At 68.0% G+C, this 16,697-nt stretch carries 14 protein-coding genes and 1 pseudogene; 8 read left to right on the top strand and 7 right to left on the bottom strand.

What is annotated here, in order from left to right; genetic code table 11:
• Window positions 1–387 precede the first annotated feature (387 nt).
• Both C1737_RS24890 and pgi read left to right on the top strand, forming a co-directional pair.
• The gene (locus tag C1737_RS24890) at window positions 388–714 is read left to right on the top strand and encodes a chorismate mutase (protein ID WP_082973022.1); all 327 of its coding nucleotides are present in this window, start codon (window positions 388–390) and stop codon (window positions 712–714) included.
• A gap of 62 nt (window positions 715–776) precedes the next feature.
• Window positions 777–2,441 carry a glucose-6-phosphate isomerase gene (gene pgi, locus C1737_RS24885; protein ID WP_102419710.1) on the top strand — a complete coding sequence of 555 codons (1,665 nt, stop codon included), beginning with the start codon at window positions 777–779 and terminating at the stop codon, window positions 2,439–2,441.
• A gap of 83 nt (window positions 2,442–2,524) precedes the next feature.
• Here the strand turns inward: pgi and C1737_RS24880 are convergent, their stop codons facing one another.
• The 4 genes and pseudogenes from C1737_RS24880 to cobF form a co-directional block, all read right to left on the bottom strand.
• The gene (locus C1737_RS24880) at window positions 2,525–3,274 is read right to left on the bottom strand and encodes an SDR family oxidoreductase (RefSeq protein ID WP_068097763.1); all 750 of its coding nucleotides are present in this window, start codon (window positions 3,272–3,274) and stop codon (window positions 2,525–2,527) included.
• A gap of 52 nt (window positions 3,275–3,326) precedes the next feature.
• Window positions 3,327–3,794 carry a zinc finger domain-containing protein gene (locus tag C1737_RS27340; protein WP_233214858.1) on the bottom strand — a complete coding sequence of 156 codons (468 nt, stop codon included), beginning with the start codon at window positions 3,792–3,794 and terminating at the stop codon, window positions 3,327–3,329.
• Window positions 3,795–3,995: 201 nt separating this feature from the next.
• Window positions 3,996–4,190, bottom strand: a pseudogene (locus tag C1737_RS27335) (DNA-formamidopyrimidine glycosylase family protein); the annotation flags it as partial.
• A 5-nt stretch (window positions 4,191–4,195) separates the two neighbouring features.
• Window positions 4,196–4,951, bottom strand: coding sequence for a precorrin-6A synthase (deacetylating) (gene cobF, locus C1737_RS24870; RefSeq protein ID WP_102419708.1), 756 nt, complete (start codon window positions 4,949–4,951; stop codon window positions 4,196–4,198).
• 118 nt (window positions 4,952–5,069) lie between these two features.
• Here cobF and C1737_RS24865 point away from each other — a divergent pair, with 118 nt between their 5' ends.
• The 4 genes from C1737_RS24865 to C1737_RS24850 all read left to right on the top strand — a co-directional run bounded on the left by C1737_RS24865 (window position 5,070) and on the right by C1737_RS24850 (window position 9,374).
• Complete coding sequence (locus C1737_RS24865; protein WP_068097756.1) at window positions 5,070–5,978, top strand: diiron oxygenase; 909 nt, start codon at window positions 5,070–5,072, stop codon at window positions 5,976–5,978.
• Window positions 5,979–6,220: 242 nt separating this feature from the next.
• Window positions 6,221–7,207, top strand: coding sequence for a DUF4873 domain-containing protein (locus C1737_RS24860; RefSeq protein WP_233214857.1), 987 nt, complete (start codon window positions 6,221–6,223; stop codon window positions 7,205–7,207).
• Between the two features lie 446 nt (window positions 7,208–7,653).
• Complete coding sequence (locus tag C1737_RS24855) at window positions 7,654–8,418, top strand: STAS domain-containing protein (protein ID WP_102419707.1); 765 nt, start codon at window positions 7,654–7,656, stop codon at window positions 8,416–8,418.
• An 89-nt stretch (window positions 8,419–8,507) separates the two neighbouring features.
• Window positions 8,508–9,374 carry an LLM class flavin-dependent oxidoreductase gene (locus C1737_RS24850; protein WP_068097750.1) on the top strand — a complete coding sequence of 289 codons (867 nt, stop codon included), beginning with the start codon at window positions 8,508–8,510 and terminating at the stop codon, window positions 9,372–9,374.
• Window positions 9,375–9,387: 13 nt separating this feature from the next.
• On the opposite strand, the gene C1737_RS24845 is transcribed toward C1737_RS24850, so the two are convergent.
• Window positions 9,388–10,194 (bottom strand): enoyl-CoA hydratase/isomerase family protein, encoded by an 807-nt coding sequence (locus tag C1737_RS24845; protein ID WP_068097748.1) that lies wholly within the window; start codon window positions 10,192–10,194, stop codon window positions 9,388–9,390.
• Between the two features lie 75 nt (window positions 10,195–10,269).
• Here C1737_RS24845 and C1737_RS24840 point away from each other — a divergent pair, with 75 nt between their 5' ends.
• Both C1737_RS24840 and C1737_RS24835 read left to right on the top strand, forming a co-directional pair.
• The gene (locus tag C1737_RS24840) at window positions 10,270–11,187 is read left to right on the top strand and encodes an SAM-dependent methyltransferase (RefSeq protein WP_068097746.1); all 918 of its coding nucleotides are present in this window, start codon (window positions 10,270–10,272) and stop codon (window positions 11,185–11,187) included.
• 240 nt (window positions 11,188–11,427) lie between these two features.
• The gene (locus C1737_RS24835) at window positions 11,428–12,222 is read left to right on the top strand and encodes a DUF4436 domain-containing protein (RefSeq protein WP_067919052.1); all 795 of its coding nucleotides are present in this window, start codon (window positions 11,428–11,430) and stop codon (window positions 12,220–12,222) included.
• Between the two features lie 148 nt (window positions 12,223–12,370).
• Here C1737_RS24835 and C1737_RS24830 read toward each other — a convergent pair whose 3' ends face one another.
• Complete coding sequence (locus C1737_RS24830) at window positions 12,371–14,308, bottom strand: fumarylacetoacetate hydrolase family protein (protein WP_102419706.1); 1,938 nt, start codon at window positions 14,306–14,308, stop codon at window positions 12,371–12,373.
• Window positions 14,305–16,575 carry an ATP-dependent DNA ligase gene (locus C1737_RS24825; protein WP_233214816.1) on the bottom strand — a complete coding sequence of 757 codons (2,271 nt, stop codon included), beginning with the start codon at window positions 16,573–16,575 and terminating at the stop codon, window positions 14,305–14,307. Before C1737_RS24825 ends, C1737_RS24830 begins: the two co-directional genes overlap by 4 nt.
• Window positions 16,576–16,697: the final 122 nt, after the last annotated feature.

Raw genomic sequence — 16,697 nt, 5'->3', positions numbered from 1 at the left:
AAAGACGGTCATAATCGCGCCGGACTTTGCGGCTTCGTCAAATCTTTCACCATCTGCGATAACACTCAATTTCGCCGCCGTTAGCGAATTCCACACACCGGCACGCAACCGCGGCGCGGGCATCGGCCGGGTGACCACCGGGGCTTGCCGCCCACCGCGACGCCGGGTTGGCCAGCGCACGAAGACGTTTTTGCGCCGGACCTGTTTCTAATGGCACACTCGTTTTGTGCTCGACGCGCAGCGCCATCGGCAGCTCGGCACCCCGAACTGCCGCCGATTTTTCTACGGGTACCGGTTAGCGGTCCCCGTGGTCTAACTGCTTTCGCCAGAGCCCCGTGGTCCGCTTCCGGAGATCGGGGCTCGTCTCGTTGTGAGGCCCGAAACCGGATGAGACCACAACCCCCACATCCCGACAATGCGGAGTTAGCAGAGATGAAGGTTGAGACGGTGGACACCCCACAGGCCGCCGACGAGTTGAGCATCGACGAGTTGCGCCACGAGATCGACCGCCTGGACGCCGAGATCCTCGCCGCGGTGAAGCGGCGCACCGAGGTGTCCCAGGCGATCGGCAAGGCGCGGATGGCATCCGGCGGCACGCGGCTCGTCCACAGCCGCGAGATGAAGGTGATCGAACGCTACAGCGAGCTCGGTCCCGACGGTAAGGACCTGGCGATCCTGCTGCTGCGGTTGGGCAGGGGCCGGCTCGGTCACTGAGGCCTGCCCTCGCGACGTCGCTGAGGTGCCCCCAACGCCGCGCACGCGATTAGGGTCGAACTATGACCTCCGTGCCAAGCCTCCCCGACATCACCGCCACCCCAGCGTGGGATGCCCTGCTCAGGCACCACGAACAAATCGGCACGACCCATCTGCGCCAGTTCTTCGACGAGGATCCCGACCGCGGCCGCGAGCTCACCGTCTCGGTCGGCGACCTCTACATCGACTACAGCAAACACCGCGTCACCCGAGAAACCCTGCGGCTGCTGATTGATCTCGCGCGCGCGGCTAACCTCGAAGAGCGCCGCGACCAGATGTTCGCGGGCGCTCACATCAATGTGTCGGAGGACCGGGCGGTGTTGCACACCGCGCTGCGCCTGCCCCGTGACGCCGAGTTGATTGTCGACGGCCGCAACGTCGTCGAGGACGTGCACGCCGTGCTGGACCGGATGGGCGACTTCACCGACCGGTTACGCAGCGGTGAATGGACCGGGGCCACCGGAAAAAGAATCAGCACCGTGGTCAACATCGGCATCGGCGGATCGGATCTGGGTCCGGTGATGGTCTACCAGGCGCTGCGCCACTACGCCGACGCCGGCATCTCGGCCCGCTTCGTCTCCAACGTCGACCCGGCCGACCTCATCGCCACCCTGGCCGACTTGGACCCCGCCACAACGCTTTTCATCGTGGCATCGAAGACGTTCTCCACGCTGGAAACCCTGACCAACGCGACCGCCGCGCGCCGCTGGCTGACCGACGCGCTCGGCGACGCCGCGGTGGCCAAGCACTTCGTGGCCGTTTCCACCAACAAGCGCCTGGTCGACGACTTCGGCATCAACACCGACAACATGTTCGGCTTCTGGGACTGGGTCGGCGGGCGGTACTCGGTCGACTCGGCGATCGGCCTGTCGGTGATGGCGGCCATCGGCAAGGAGGCCTTCGCCGATTTCCTGTCCGGCTTCCACCTCGTGGACCGGCATTTCAGGACCGCCCCGCTGGAGTCCAACGCGCCGGCGCTGCTCGGGCTGATCGGGCTGTGGTACTCCAACTTCATGGGCGCCCAGTCGCGCGCGGTGCTGCCGTATTCCAACGACTTGGCGCGATTCGCGGCCTACCTACAGCAGCTGACGATGGAATCCAACGGCAAGTCGACGCGCGCCGACGGCACCCCGGTCACCACCGACACCGGCGAAATCTTTTGGGGCGAGCCGGGAACCAACGGCCAGCATGCCTTCTACCAATTGCTGCATCAGGGCACCCGGCTGGTGCCGGCCGACTTCATCGGCTTCAGCCAGCCCCTCGACGACCTGCCCACCGTCGAGGGCACGGGCAGCATGCACGACCTGCTGATGAGCAACTTCTTCGCCCAGACCCAGGTGCTGGCGTTCGGCAAGACGGCCGAGGAGATCGCCGCCGAAGGCACGCCGGCCGACGTCGTGCCGCACAAGGTGATGCCGGGCAACCGGCCGTCGACCTCGATCCTGGCCGACCGGCTCACCCCCTCGGTGCTGGGCCAGCTGATCGCGCTCTACGAGCATCAGGTCTTCACCGAGGGCGTCGTCTGGGGCATCGACTCGTTCGACCAGTGGGGCGTGGAGCTGGGCAAGACCCAGGCGAAGGCGTTGCTCCCGGTGATCACGTCCGACGACTCGCCTGCGCCGCAGTCGGACAGCTCGACCGACGCGCTGGTCCGCCGATACCGCACGGAACGCGGCCGCACCAGCTAACAGCCCTCAACCGCGAGCGTCCACATTTGCACGCGTGAGCCCGGCGTGTCGCGTACAGACACGGACGCTCGCGGGCAGCGAAGCTAGGCGAACCACTTGGTGAGCGGGGGCGGCAGCACCCGCATCACCTGCACCAGCGGCGCCCACGGCCACCACGGCACCGCCGCGCGGCCGGGCTCGCGTTCCATCGCGGCGACCAGGGCGTTGACGCCGGTCGCGTTGTCCACCATCAACATCGTGCTGTTCGACTTGGCCGTCATCTCCGACTCGATGTAGCCCGGCTCGATGACCGAGACCTTGATCGGACCCTTGGCGTACTCGGCGCGCAGGGATTCACCCAGCGAGCTCAGCCCGGCCTTGCTGGCCGCGTAGGCGGCCTTGACGCCCGGTACCCCCTTGTTGCCGAGCACCGACGAGATCAGCACCAGATGGCCCGACCCGCTCTTGTGGAACATCTCCAGCGCGGTCTCGATCTGCACCAGCGCGGCCACCAGGTTGGTCTCGATGGTCGCCTTATTCGCCCACAGCTTGCCCGAGCCCAGCTTGGCCCCCTTGCCGATGCCGGCGTTGACGATGACCCGGTCGATGCCGCCGAGCTCGTCGCTGAGTTCGCCGAAGACCTTCGGCACCTGCTCGTGGTCGTTCACGTCCAGCGCGGCGACGGCGATCTTGATCCCCGGATACTTCTGCGAGAGTTCGGCTTTCAGCTCGTCGAGTCGGTCGGTGCGACGGGCGCACAACGCCAGGTCGCGACCCTTGGCGGCGAACGCGCGGGCCATGCCGGCGCCCAGCCCGGAGCTGGCGCCGGTGATGAGGATCTTCTGGCGAGTCACCCGGGCAGCATATCGACAGGTGTCAAGTCCCGGAGCATCGCCTTGTTGAGGCCTACTTGAGCAGCCGCGACATCCGCCGGTCGGCCAGCACCTTGCCGCCGGTCTGGCATGTCGGGCAGTACTGAAAAGACTTGTCCGCGAAGGCAACTTCCCGCACGGTGTCCCCACACACCGGGCAGGGCAGCCCGGTGCGCGCATGCACCCGCAGCCCGGAGCGTTTCTCCCCCTTGAGCGTGGCCGCCCCCTGCCCCACGGATCGACTCACCGCGTCGCGCAGGACGGACACCATCGCGTCGTGCAGGGCGGCGAGCTGCTCGTCGGTCAGTTTCCCGGCCGTCGCGAACGGGGAGATCTTGGCGACGTGCAGGATCTCGTCGCTGTAGGCGTTGCCGATGCCGGCGATCACCTTCTGATCCGTGATGACGGTCTTGATCCGGCCGGTGTTGCCGGCCAACAGCCCGCCGAGATCGTCGGCGCTCAGTTCCAGCGCGTCGGGGCCCAGGGCGGCGATCCCGGGCACCGACTGCGGATCGCCGACGAGCCACACGGCCAGCCGCTTCTGAGTGCCCGCCTCGGTGAGGTCGAAGCCGGGCGCCTCGCCGGGCGTGCCCAGGTGCACCCGCAGCGCGATCGGGCCCTTGCCGGGGCGCAGCGGCGCCGCGGCCAGCCTGTCCGACCAGCGCAGCCAACCCGCCCGCGACAGGTGGGCGATCAGGTACAGCTCTCCGGCCTGCAGCCCGAGGTATTTGCCCCAGCGGTGGGCCCCCGTCACGGTCCGCCCGTGCAGCGCGCTGGGCGGCGGGTCGAAGGTTTTCAGCACGGACAGCGCGGCGACGTCGACGCGGCTGATCGTCAGGCCGACGGCGTGGCGGCGCAGATGGTCGGCCAGCGCTTCGACCTCGGGCAGTTCGGGCACGCCTTTCAGTCTGCCGGTCTGAGCAAATAGGTGTCCATGATCCAGCCGTGCCGCGCCCGGGCCTCGGCCCGCAGTGCCGCAATGCGGGTGCCGACCTCGCCGACGGTGCCCGCCACGAGCAGCTCGTCGGCGGTGCCCAGATAGGCACCCCACCAGATTTGGGTGTCGGGCGGGCACGCCTGAAACGAGCAGTCGGCATCGAGCATCACGACCGCCGCCCCGGACAGCCCCTGCTCGCGCAGCTTCCTGCCGGTGGTGATCAGTACCGGTTCCCCGACCTCGTTGAGCGGGATGCGGTGCCGGGCCGTGAGCGCCTGCACCGCCGTGATGCCCGGGATGACGTCGAAGGTGAACTCGAGCTGCCCCCCGATGGCGTCCAGGATGCGCAGCGTGCTGTCGTACAGCGCCGGGTCGCCCCACGCCAGGAACGCGCCGACGCCGTCGGGACCCAGCTCGGCGGCGATGGCCGCCGCCCAGACCCGCGCCCGCGCCGCGTGCCAGTCCGACACGGCCTCGCGATAGGCGCCCTCAGAGCCGCCGTCGGCCGACCGTTGGGGATCGGGCAGCTCGACGAATCGGTAGCCGGGCTCGCGGATGAACCGGGCGCAGATCTGCCGCCGCAGCGCCACCAGGTCGCTTTTCGCCTCGCCCTTGTCCATCGCGAAGAAGACCTGGGTGTCGTTGAGCGCGTCGATCGCCTGGACGGTCACGTACGCGGGATCGCCGGCGCCGATGCCGATGACGTGGATGTGCCGGCCCAACAGACCTCCTCGTTGCGTGAATCAGCTTGCCGAATTGCAACCTAAAGGGCCTAGTCCGGGCCGAAAGTACCCAGTACCATGGGTACCGTCTGCAGGACCCAATGAAGGGACGCCAGCGATGACCACCACTGCGGTCAAATCGAGCGGGCCGAGTCGTGAGGAGTTTTCCGACCGCCTGCTCAAAGGCTCGGTGAAAAAGTCCTACGAACCCGTCGTCGACATCGACTGGGATGCGCCGCTGGACCCGGACAAGTTCTATCTGCCGCCGCGGCTGGTGTCGCTGTACGGGACGCCGATGTGGGACGAGATGACCCGCGAACAACAGATCGAGCTCTCCCGCCAGGAGCTGGTCAACACGCTCTCGGCCGGCATCTGGTTCGAGAACATGCTGAACCAGTCGCTGTTGCGCACGATCCTGCACGAGGACCCCACCAGCTCCTCGACCCACTACAAGCTGACCGAGCTGGGTGACGAGACCCGCCACATGGTGATGTTCGGCAAGGCCATCGAGCGTATCGGCGCAAAGCCGGTGCGGCCGCGGCTGTTCCACCGGATGATCATCAACGCCCTGCCGCTGGCGTTCCAGCGGGGCTCGATGCTGTGGGTGGCGGCGTTGATCGGGGAGGAAATTTTCGACTCGCTGCAACGGCAGATGATGGACGACCCGGAGTTACAGCCAATCATCCAGCGACTCATGCGGATTCACGTCACCGAGGAGGCGCGCCACATCCAGTTCGCCCGCGACGGCGCCCGCAAACGCGTCGCCGAGATGCCCCGGTTCAACCGCTGGTTCATGGCAAACATCAACGGTCTGGGCGGGTACTTCTTCAACTACCTGTTCAGTAACCCGATCCCCTACGCGCGTACCGGCCTGGACCCGAAGCGGGCCCGGCGGATCGCGCGGACCAGCCCGCATCGCCGCGACATGCAGGTCGCCGGTTTCGCCCCGCTGGCGACGTTCCTGACCGAGGTGGGCCTGCTGGGCCCCATCGCCCGCCGCGGCTGGAAGCGCAGCAGGTTTCTGTGACGCGGCCGCGCGACCCCGCCGAGCCCCGCCACCCCATCGCCGTCGTCGGCGCGCACCCCGGCGCCCGGTCGGTGTTGCTGGCCGCCGGCGTCACCGATTTCGTGGTCCTCGACGGGCCGGCCGCGGACCTGCGGTCGAGGTTCGACGACAGCACCGACACCTGGCTGCTGACGACGGCCGGCGGCGAGGGCCTGCGGGCGAGGGCGGTCATCGCCGCCGGCCGGCCGCCCTTCGTTCCGTGGCTGCCGGACATCGCGGGCCGCGACGACTTCCTCGGCGAGTCGTTTCACGCGGCCGCCTGGGCCCCCGGCTTCGATCCGTCCGGCAAGCGCATCGCGGTCGTCGGCTGCGACGCCGCCGCCGGCCACCACATGCGCCGGCTGATCGAGGCGGCGGCGTCGGTCACCGTCTTCGCCCACGGACCGCGCCGGGTGGTCACCGAGATCCCGTTGTGGTCCACGCGGGCCAAGCGCCGGCTGCGCCGGCGCATCGCGCCGCCCGCCGAGCGCCGTTCGGTCACGGTGGCCGGGTCGGCGATCGAGGCGGTGACCGTGTCGGGCATCCGCACCCGCGATGGCGCCGAGCGCCGCGTCGACGCCATCGTCTACGGCACCGGGTTCTCGGTCCCCGACGAGCCGGGCGACGCGACGCTCGTCGGTGCCGGCGGGCTGCCCATCCGGCGGGCGTGGCACGACGGCATGGAGCCGTTCTACGGGGTGGCCGTTCGCGGGTTCCCCAACTACTTCTTCCTCACCGGTCCGGACGCCGAGGCTCGGGCGCGCTACATCGCCGAGTGCCTGCGCGTGATGGATCGCACGGCCAGCGGCCGCATCGAGGTGCGCGCCAGCAGCCTGCGGGTGTTCAACGAGCGAGCCCGGCTCACACCCGACCAGGCGCCGCCGGTGGCGTCGGCCTTCGACCTGTCGTCCGCCGCGCCCGAGCGTGACGACACCTACGACGGCGCGGCGACGCTGGAGATCGCCGGCGGCATCCACCCGGTGCGAGTCCGGCTCACCGGCCACCTGGACCCGATCGACGGCCGCTACCACTGGCAGGGGACGCTGTTCGGTTCGCCGTCGCGGCCGTTACCGGACGAGGCGCTCAGGCAAACCCGGACCGCGACCTTGACGGTGGGCGGGCGCAGTGCCGCCGCGCGGATCGTCGAGCAGACGCCGTGGGGGACGCATTCGGTCGCCGGGGTGGGTGCTCCGCCGTACGCGCTCACCTGACCGGCCGCTTTTTGCGCTGCTCATCGAACCATTTCCGGGGGCATCCGGGCGTTCGGACCGCCCCGGAAGGTGGTAGCTTCGGGACATGCGCGTGCTGCGCAGCGGATTCGAACGTCAGGTTCGGTGCGGTAGAGGCGGGGGCCTCGAACGGGTGGGGACGGGCACGCGCCTCACTCCTACCGCGCCGCATGCCGCGCGCGTCCGGGACATGACCCTTGTGGGCTGCGCATTCCGGCGGCTTGCAGGCCGCTCGACCCGCATTCGACTTTTGCCGCTGAGGGCGGATACTCAAGCAGTTGGCCCGGCGGTAATTCGAGGAGCAGCGATGGAACCGGACGGCAAGACCCCGCTGGGCAGCCGGATTGTGACGTCTCCTCGGTTTCTGCTCCAGCCGGGAATCCCAGCACATCGACACCGTAGGCCCCCTGCGGAGAAGGGGTCGCGCGGTGAGCTCGGTCGCTGAATCCCCCAGCTCACTGGCCGTCGCGACGCGGACGGATCAATCCGTGGCCATCCTGACCGTCGACGGTGCGCTCGACACGACCAACTCCGCGGCGCTCCGCGACCACATCCTGCAGGCCACGCTGGGCGAGCCCGCCGCCGTCATCGTCAACATCTCCGCGCTCAAGGTGCTCGCCGACTCGGCGTGGTCCACGTTCATCGGCGCGTACTGGCAGATCCGCAGCGATCCCCATGTTCCGGTCGTCCTGGTGTGCGCCCACCGCGGGACACGCGAGACGATCACCCGCAACGGCGTCGCCTACTTCATGCCGGTGTACTCGACCGAGAAGGCGGCGACGAAGGCGCTCAGCCAGCAGAGCCGGCGTGCCGTGCGTCGTGCCGACGCGCAACTGCCCGCCGACCTGACCAGCCTGCGCGAGTCACGCCGCCTGGTCCGCGAGTGGCTCACCGCCTGGTCGCAATCCACGCTCATCCCCGTCGCGTTGGTCGTGGTCAACGTCTTCGTCGAGAACGTGCTGGAACACACCGCAAGCGTCCCCGTGGTGCGGATCGAGAGGCATGGCGCGACGGCGACGATCGCCGTGTCCGACAGCAGCCATGCCCCCGCCTTGCGGCTGCCGTCCCCGGCGAACGGCATCGACGTATCCGGCCTGGCGATCGTCGGCGCGCTCTCACGCGCGTGGGGCAGCACTCCCACCGCGACCGGCAAGACGGTGTGGGCGGTGATCGGCCCCGAAAACCAGCTCTGACGCCTTATTGTGCTGGGAACCCGCGCACGGGTAGAACTAGAACACGTTCTAATCTCGTGTGACGACCCGTTTCCAGGAAGGCAGATGACGTGCGGTTCACCTACGCGGAGGCGATGACCGATCACCGGTACTACATCCCGCTGGCCCAGGCGGCCGAGGCGGCCGGGTACCACGCGATGACGATCGCCGACAGCATCGCCTACCCCTTCGAGTCCGACTCGAAATACCCCTACACCCCCGACGGCGATCGCGAGTTCCTGGACGGCAAGGAGTTCATCGAAACCTTCGTGCTCACAGCGGCATTGGGCGCGGTGACGACCAAGCTGCACTTCAACTTCTTCGTCCTCAAGCTGCCCATCCGGCCGCCGGCGCTGGTGGCCAAGCAGATCGGTTCGCTGGCGGCATTGACCAACAACCGGGTGGGCTTCGGCGTCGGCACCAGCCCATGGCCGGAGGACTACGAACTGCTGGGCGTCCCATTCGCCAAGCGCGGCAAGCGCATGGACGAATGCATCGAAATCATCCAGGGACTCACCAGCGGCGACTACTTCGAATTCCACGGCGAGTTCTACGACATCCCCAAGACCAAGATGGCGCCGGCTCCCACGCAGCCGATCCCGATCCTGGTCGGCGGGCATGCCGACGCGGCCCTGCGCCGCGCGGCCCGGCTGGACGGCTGGATGCACGGCGGAGGCGACCCGGAAGAACTCGACGGGCTCATCGCCAAGCTCAAGCGGTATCGCGAAGACGCCGGCAAGACCGAGCCCTTCCAGATCCACGTCATCTCGGCCGACGCCTACACCGTGGACGGCATCAAACGCCTGGAAGACAAGGGCGTCACCGACGCGATCGTCGGCTTCCGCATCCCCTACATCAAGGGCAAGGACACCGAGCCACTGGAGAACAAGATCCGCAACCTCGAGATGTTCGCCGAGAACGTCATCGCAAAGGTCTGACCTTCACTGACCGTCACAGCGGATCCCATTTCGGGGCGCGCTTTTCCCGGTGCGCCTTGGCCGCCTCGACCGGGTTGTTGGTGAAGCCGGTGAGGATCTGGGTGCGGTTCTCGATCTCGATGGCATGCCGCAGGCTGGGCGCATCCAGTGCCGCGTTCAGACCGATTTTGGTCTGCCAGACGCCGTAGGCGTTGTTCTCGGCGATCGAGCGGGCCACCTTCAGCGCGGCCGGCATCAGCTCGTCGGGGGCCACCACCTCGTGCACCAGCTTGATGCGGTAGGCCTCGGCCGCGTTGATGATGCGGCCGGTCAGCATGAGTTCGCGCGCCACTCCCGCGCCGACGATCTTGGGTAGCAGGTAGCTGGTGCCCATGTCCATCGACGAGAAGCCCGCCTTGATGAACGCCGAGGAGAACCGCGCCCGGTCGGAGGCGACGCGGACGTCGCAGACCAGCGCGAAGGCCAGCCCGCCCCCGACGGCCACGCCGTTGACCGCGGCGATCACCGGAATGGGCAGCTCGTAGATCCGCGTGAACAGGTCGGCGAGGCGGACCTGGGAGTCGTAGTTGACCTTGAACGCCGGGGTGGATGGCCTGGGCTTGGTCCACGGCTCGCCGGTGCCGCTCAGGTCGGCCCCCGCGCAGAATCCGCGTCCGGCGCCGGTCAGGATCGCCACCCTGAACTCGCCGTCGCCGAGCGCGTCCAGGGCGTGGTCCACGCCGTCGATCAACGCGCCGTCGATGGCGTTGAGGCGCTCGGGCCGGTTCAGGGTGATGCGGGCGATGCCGTCTTCGACGGTTTCCAATTCCACTGCGGGCATGGCTGAAACGGTAGGCGACGCGGATTTCACCGACGGGGCATACCGTGGTTTGGCCGCCACATCGAAGGAGAAGCCATGGCACGAACCGAAGGTGACAGCTGGGACCTGGCCAACAGCGTGGGAGCGACGGCCACCATGGTCGCCGCCGCCAGGGCCGCCGCGAGCAAGCGTCCGCAGCCGGTCATCACCGACGACTTCGCCGAGCCGCTGGTGCGCGCCGTCGGGTTGGACGTGTTCACCAGGCTGGCCAGCGGCGAACTCGATCCCGACGACCTCGAGCGAAGCGTCGGGTTTGCCCGCATGGTCGACACGTTCGCCGCCCGCGCGCGGTATTTCGACGACTATTTCGCGGCGGCCGGGCAGGCGGGCCTGCTCCAGGTGGTGATCGTGGCCTCGGGCCTGGATTCTCGCGCCTACCGGCTGCGCTGGCCGATCGGGACGATCGTGTACGAGATCGACCAGCCCGAGGTCATCGCGTTCAAGGCGGCGACGATGTCGGAGATCGGGGCGGCGCCCACCGCCAAGCTCCGCGAGGTCGGCGTCGATCTGCGCGACGATTGGCCGGCGGCGCTTCAGGAGGCGGGCTTCGATCCGGCCCATCCCACCGCATGGCTGGCCGAGGGCGTGCTCATCGGATGGCTGCCGCCGGAGGCCGAGATTCGGCTGCTGGACTCCATCATCCCGCTGTCGGCCGAGGGCAGCCGGTTCGCCGCCGACTACGGCACGGTGACCGGCACGTCGCCGGCAGCCCGGGAGCAGGCCAGGCTCATGACCGAAGGCTGGCGACGACACGGGCTCGAGATGGACCTGACCAGCTTGACGTATCCGGGCGAGCACACCGACGTCGCCGCGCATCTGCACGAAAACGGCTGGGAAACCACCGAATCCCGGCTCACCGACCTGTTCTCCGCCGCCGGGCTGCCGGAGTTGGGGCCCGCCGCGGAGCAGGTCCCGGCGACCACGATCAAATTCGTTCGGGCCGTGCGGCTTTAACTCCGGGGGTGCGCTCTCGGGGTTAAGAGGCCCGGACCGGTGGGCGGCCACCCGGTGCGGGGTGTCCGGCGCCGGTTCCGTGACCAAGCACCGAGGCTCACTCACGGCTACAATCCCTGCACGGAAACACATGCCATAGGGGAGGCGCTGTTGTCGGCGGATAAGCCTTTACGTGCAAGGCCATCCCTCAGGACGTTAGGCATCGTCGGTGTCGTGATCCTCATCGCCGCCTATGTCGGCATGATCATGTTGTATGCCAGCGCAGGTATGGGCCAACCTCGTCGAGTCGTCGATGGTTACCCGGCGTCCGATGGAACCACGGTGACCATCGGCCTCAAAGAAGTTCACTCGATCGATGGCGAGTTGATCGCCGACCTGGCCGTATCGCCCGGGCCGGGGCTGCTGGATCCCTCAACCCATGACCTCACCCAAGACCTCAGTGTCATAGTGACATCTGCGGTAACACCGACCAAACGCACGTGGTCAAAAGGTATGCTGCCCGGCGTTTTTCCGGTCACGTTGAATCTCACTGGTGACGTGCGGCATTGGCCGTTCGATGACTACCATTCGGGCCCCATCACGGTCGAACTCTTCCGGGGCGCTGGGGCAGAACCACAGCGGGCGTCGGTGACTTTTATCGACCGTCTTCGCGGCTGGAGGGTTGACGTCCCCGCCACCAGCCAGGCCGGTAAGCCGGCACCGTATCGAGTGGTCTTGCACCGGTCGCCAACGACCGGAGCTTTTGCTGCCGCAATCCTCGGTGTATTGATCCTGCTTGCAGGTCTGGGATTGATCGTTGCAGTGCAGACCGTGCGTGGTCGCCGAAAGTTCCAGCCGCCGATGACGACTTGGTATGCGGCAATGCTCTTCGCGGTAGTACCGCTGCGAAATGCCCTCCCCGACTCGCCACCGATCGGATGGTGGGTTGACGTCACAGTGGTGCTCTGGGTGATCGTCATACTGGCGATTTCGATGGCGATCTACATCTACTGCTGGTGGCAGCACCTCAGACCCGACGCCGAGACGCCGACCTGAGCCACACAAGCTCCAGCGTCACGGTTATCAATTTCAGCGCACGTCCCAGGCGCCTCTCGCATGATCAAGCCAAGCCGGCAACCGCGGCAGACCGAGCCTGCCCGCGCCACGCCGAGAGCTGTCGTGTCCTTGGATTTCCCGCGGGGTTTCAGGACCGCTTGGCCAGCCACTCGGCCTGCATCACCAGCAGGGCCATCACCTCCAGCTGAGGGGTCTCCGGGTCCAGTTCGCGGTACCGCTGATAGACGTTGACGACGACGCGCTCAGCGTCCAGCCAGGTCGCGTACTCGCCGAGGTCGATGGTGTCGGCCGCCTCCGACCACGACAGCCCGCGGCGGTAGGCGGCCTCGGCTTGGTCGGAGACGTGGGCGAGATAGCCACGCACGGCGCGGATTCCGTCGGGGTCGCTGACGGGGCCGTGGCCGGGCACCACCGTCGGCGCGTCCAGCGCGATCATCGCGTCGCACGCGGCGATCCAGTTGGCGATCGGGCCGGCCCACACGATGGGGGTGCAGCCGATGAACAGCAGGTCGCCACCGAAGAGCACACCCGCGTCGGGCACGTGCACCACCGAATCCGCGGCGGTGTGCGCGGGGCCCAAGTTCAGCAGGTCGATGCGCCGCCCACCCACCTCGATGGTCAGCTCGCGGTCGAACGTCTGATCCGCGTTGCGCACCGTGATGCCGCTGAAGTCGAAGTGCCCGAAGCGGTCTCGGGTGTAGGGGGTCGCGACCGGGCCCAGGTTCGCAGTCTGCGCCATCGCCAGCATCTCGGGCGCCATCCCGTGCGCGATCTCGTCCGCCGTGCCCCGCGCGGCGATGATCCGAACCGACGGATCGAGCAGCTGGTTGCCGTGGGTGTGGTCGCCGTTGGAGTGGGTGATCAGCGCGTCGGTGATGGGTGCGGCGGCGGTGATGTCCCGCATCGCACTGAGCATTTCGCGGGTCAACGCCAGGTCGAACAGCGTGTCGACGAGCAGCGACGCGTCGTCGCCGGCGACCAGCCCGGCGTTGCTCCACCCGTAACCGCCGTCGGGCAGCGTCCACGCCCAGACCCGGTCGGCGACCTGGTGCAGGCCGCGCGTGTAGGGCACCTTCGCGGGCGCCCGATTCACCCGCGGCGCCGCGGGCGCGGCGTCGGGATTGGGTCGGGCCGCCAACGGATGCGGTGCGGCACCGGCGCGCACGGTCTGTCGGGTCTCCCCGAGTCCCTCGACCCGCAGCGTGACGACGTCGCCGTCGTGCAGCCAGCCGGGGAAGGAGTCCAGCGCCGTCGGGTTCAGGTGTTCGACCAGCGTGCAGGTCGGCACCGTTCCGGAGCCGATGACGTCGCCCGGGGCGAGCGTCACGCCTCGCGAGGCGTAGGAGATGACTTCGCCGAAGGTCCAATCCATTTGGGCGGTCGAACCCGACCCGATCACGGCGTCGTTGACCAGCGCGGTCACCCGCAGGTCCAGGCTGCCGTCCCGCCGGTACGGCTCGAGTTCGTCGGGTGTCACCAGGTAGGGGCCCAGGGTGACGCCGCTGTCTTTGCCCTTGCCCTGTCCGATGCCCAGTTGGCTCTCCAGTTGCTGCAGGTCGCGTGCCGACCAGTCGTTGAAGATGGTGTAGCCGATGATGGCCCGCTCGGCTTCATCGACGGTCAAGTCCCGCCCGCCGGTGCCGATGATCGCGGCGATCTCCAATTCGAAGTCCTGCCAAGCGCTTCCGGGCGCGGTGGGGGCATCGTCGTAGGGCCCTAAAACCGTTGCGGGGCAGGCGAAATAGAACGCCGGTATCCGGTACCAGGTGTCGGCGAGCGTCCGCCCGGCGCCCAGCGCGGCCTGGCAGTTGCGCATGTGATCGAGAAAGCACAGCGAATCGCGGATGGACGGTGGGCGCGGGATCGGCGCCAGCAGCCGCACTTCCCCCAGGGGCACCGTCGCCGCCGGGGCGCGCAGCGCCTCCTCGCCTGCCGCGCGCAATCCGTCGGTGCCGCGGCCGACCAGGTCGAGCAGCGTCACGCCCGCGGGCATCGCGTGGATGGCGTCACCGGAGAGCACCCCGGTGCGTTCACCGTCCGCGCCAAGGTAGGTCACCCATTTCATTCGCGCACCACCTCACTCGGTTCCTTGTCCGGCCGCAGCCCACGCCAACTCGATTGGCGCAACCGGTCATCCGGGGTCCATTCGCTGTAGCGCACTTCGCCCACCAGCACCGGCTCGACGTACGTCACGCCCTTGGCCTCGCTGCGGGGAAGCGGCGGGGTGAAGGGGGATTCGTCGGTGTGCAGTGGCGCCAGCGTCTTCTTCAGGCTCGCCAGGTCACGCTCGGTGAACCCGGTACCGACCCGCCCGGCAAAGTGCAGCCCCCCGTCGGCGGGGATGCCCATCAGCAGCGACCCGATGCCGCTGCTGCGGCCGCCCTCCCCGGCCTTCCAGCCGCCGATGACGACTTCCTGTGTGTTCCAATGCTTGTCCTTGATCCAGGACGCCGAGCGCCGGCCCGGCTGATAGGTGGAGTCGCGTTTCTTGGCGACCACGCCCTCCCAGCCGTGCTCGCGGGAGTGCTCCAGTGCCTGTTTCCCGTCCCCCGGCAACAGCTCGGGGACGATGAGGTCACTGCCACCGGCCAGCGTCTCCAACAGTTTTCGGCGGTCTTGGTAGCGGGCCCGCAGCAGCGAACGGCCGTCGAGATACAGCACGTCGAACGCCCAGAACTCCACGCGGCTGCCGCGGCCCCGGTTCTGCATCGCATGAAAGCTCGGCACCCCGGAGGCGTCCAGGACGACTGCTTCCCCGTCGAGCACCACGTGATGGTCGGCGAGATCGGCTGCCAGAGCGCGCAATTGGGGGTATTCGCCGGTGACCTCCCGGCCCCGCCGGGACCGCACCCGCAGGTCTCCGTGGTCGATCTCGACCAGCAGCCGGTAACCGTCCCACTTGCCTTCGAAGGCCCACTGGCCCGCCTTGCACCCCGCGACCGAGCCGTGGGTGGCCAGCATGGGCGCGATTCCGTCGAAGTCGAAGACCTTCTGGTCCTTCATCCGGTGCGCCAGCCACTGGTCACCCTTGGTTTGGATCAGCGCATAGCGCCCGGAGACCTTGCTGCCGCGCAGGTTGACGATGACCTCCCCTTTTTCGGCGGAGTCATTGAACTTCTCCGCCTCATAGGTGCCGGAGTCCCAGATGATGACCTTCCCGGCCCCGTATTCCCCCTTGGGGATGTTGCCCTCGAAGGCGGCGTATTCCAGCGGGTGATCCTCGGTGTGGACCGCCAGATGGTTCACCGAGGTGGTTTCGGGCAGGTTCTTCGGCACCGCCCACGATACCAGCACGCCGTCGCGCTCCAGCCGGAAGTCGTAGTGCAGCCGGCGGGCGTGGTGTTCTTGAATCACGAACGTATTGCCTTGCCCCGTAGTGGGTTTCGTCCACGGGACGGGTTCGGGGGTCTTCGATGCGTCCCGCATGCCGCGGTACCTGGTCAGCCGGTCCGGGACGGCGACGTCGTTGTCCAGGGCCGCCAGCAGGTCGCCGTCGCGAGCGACACGGGCCAGCACCTCGTCGTAGCGCAATTGGCGCAGCGACGCCGGGTCCTCGATCTCCGCCCAGGTCCGCGGCGCTGCGACCGTCGGGTGTTCGCGTCCGCGCAGGGAGTACGGCGCAATGGTCGTTTTCGATCCGTTGTTCTGGCTCCAGTCGAGGAAGATCTTGCCCGCCCGCAAGCTGCGGGTCATGGTGGACGTGACCAGCTCGGGCATCGACTTTTCCAGTTGCTGGGCAACCCGTTTCGCCAACACCGTCGCGCCCTTGCTGCTCACCGGTTCCGCCAGCGGCGCGTAGAGGTGCAGACCCTTGCTGCCACTGGTGAGCGGGAACAGGGTCAGCCCGATCCCGTCGATCAGGTCGCGCACGGCATGGGCCACCTCGGCCAGCTGGGCCATGCTGACGCCCTCGCCGGGGTCGAGGTCGAAGACCAATCGGGTCGCCGGGCCGGGCTTGAGTTCTTCGGCCTTGCTCCGGGTCCACTGGGCGACGAACCGCCACTGCGGCACGTGCACTTCCAGCGCGGCCTGTTGCGCGATCCACGCCAGCCCCTCGGGGCTGTCGATGATCGGATAGGTCGTGGTCCCGGAGCGGTGCGTGACGCTGGCGCGCGGCAGCCAGTCCGGCGCCGACGCGGCCAGCTGCTTTTCGAAGAAGGCGTCCTGCTCGACCCCGTTGGGCCAGCGCTTGCGGGTGGCCGGGCGCCCCGCGATGTGCGGGATCATCACCTCGGCGATGCGGGTGTAGTAGTCGAAGACGTCCCGCTTCGTGGTCCCGGTGGCGGGATAGAGCACCTTGTCGGCGTTGGTCAGCTTCACCCGCGGTGCCATGAGAGTCAACTTACGCGTGTGAGCAGCGCTTACTCGTTCCCACCACTGCATATGTCTCAAACGTAAATTTTTGTGACGTCAACCACGAAGGGGTTAGACGCGCCGAAAGGCCGGGCACCGAA

It is taken from the genome of Mycobacterium sp. 4858 (assembly GCF_900240975.1).
In the GTDB taxonomy this organism is placed as follows: domain Bacteria; phylum Actinomycetota; class Actinomycetes; order Mycobacteriales; family Mycobacteriaceae; genus Mycobacterium.
The sequence above is the reverse complement of the archived record's forward strand: the minus strand, read 5'-3'. Positions and strand labels throughout refer to the sequence as shown.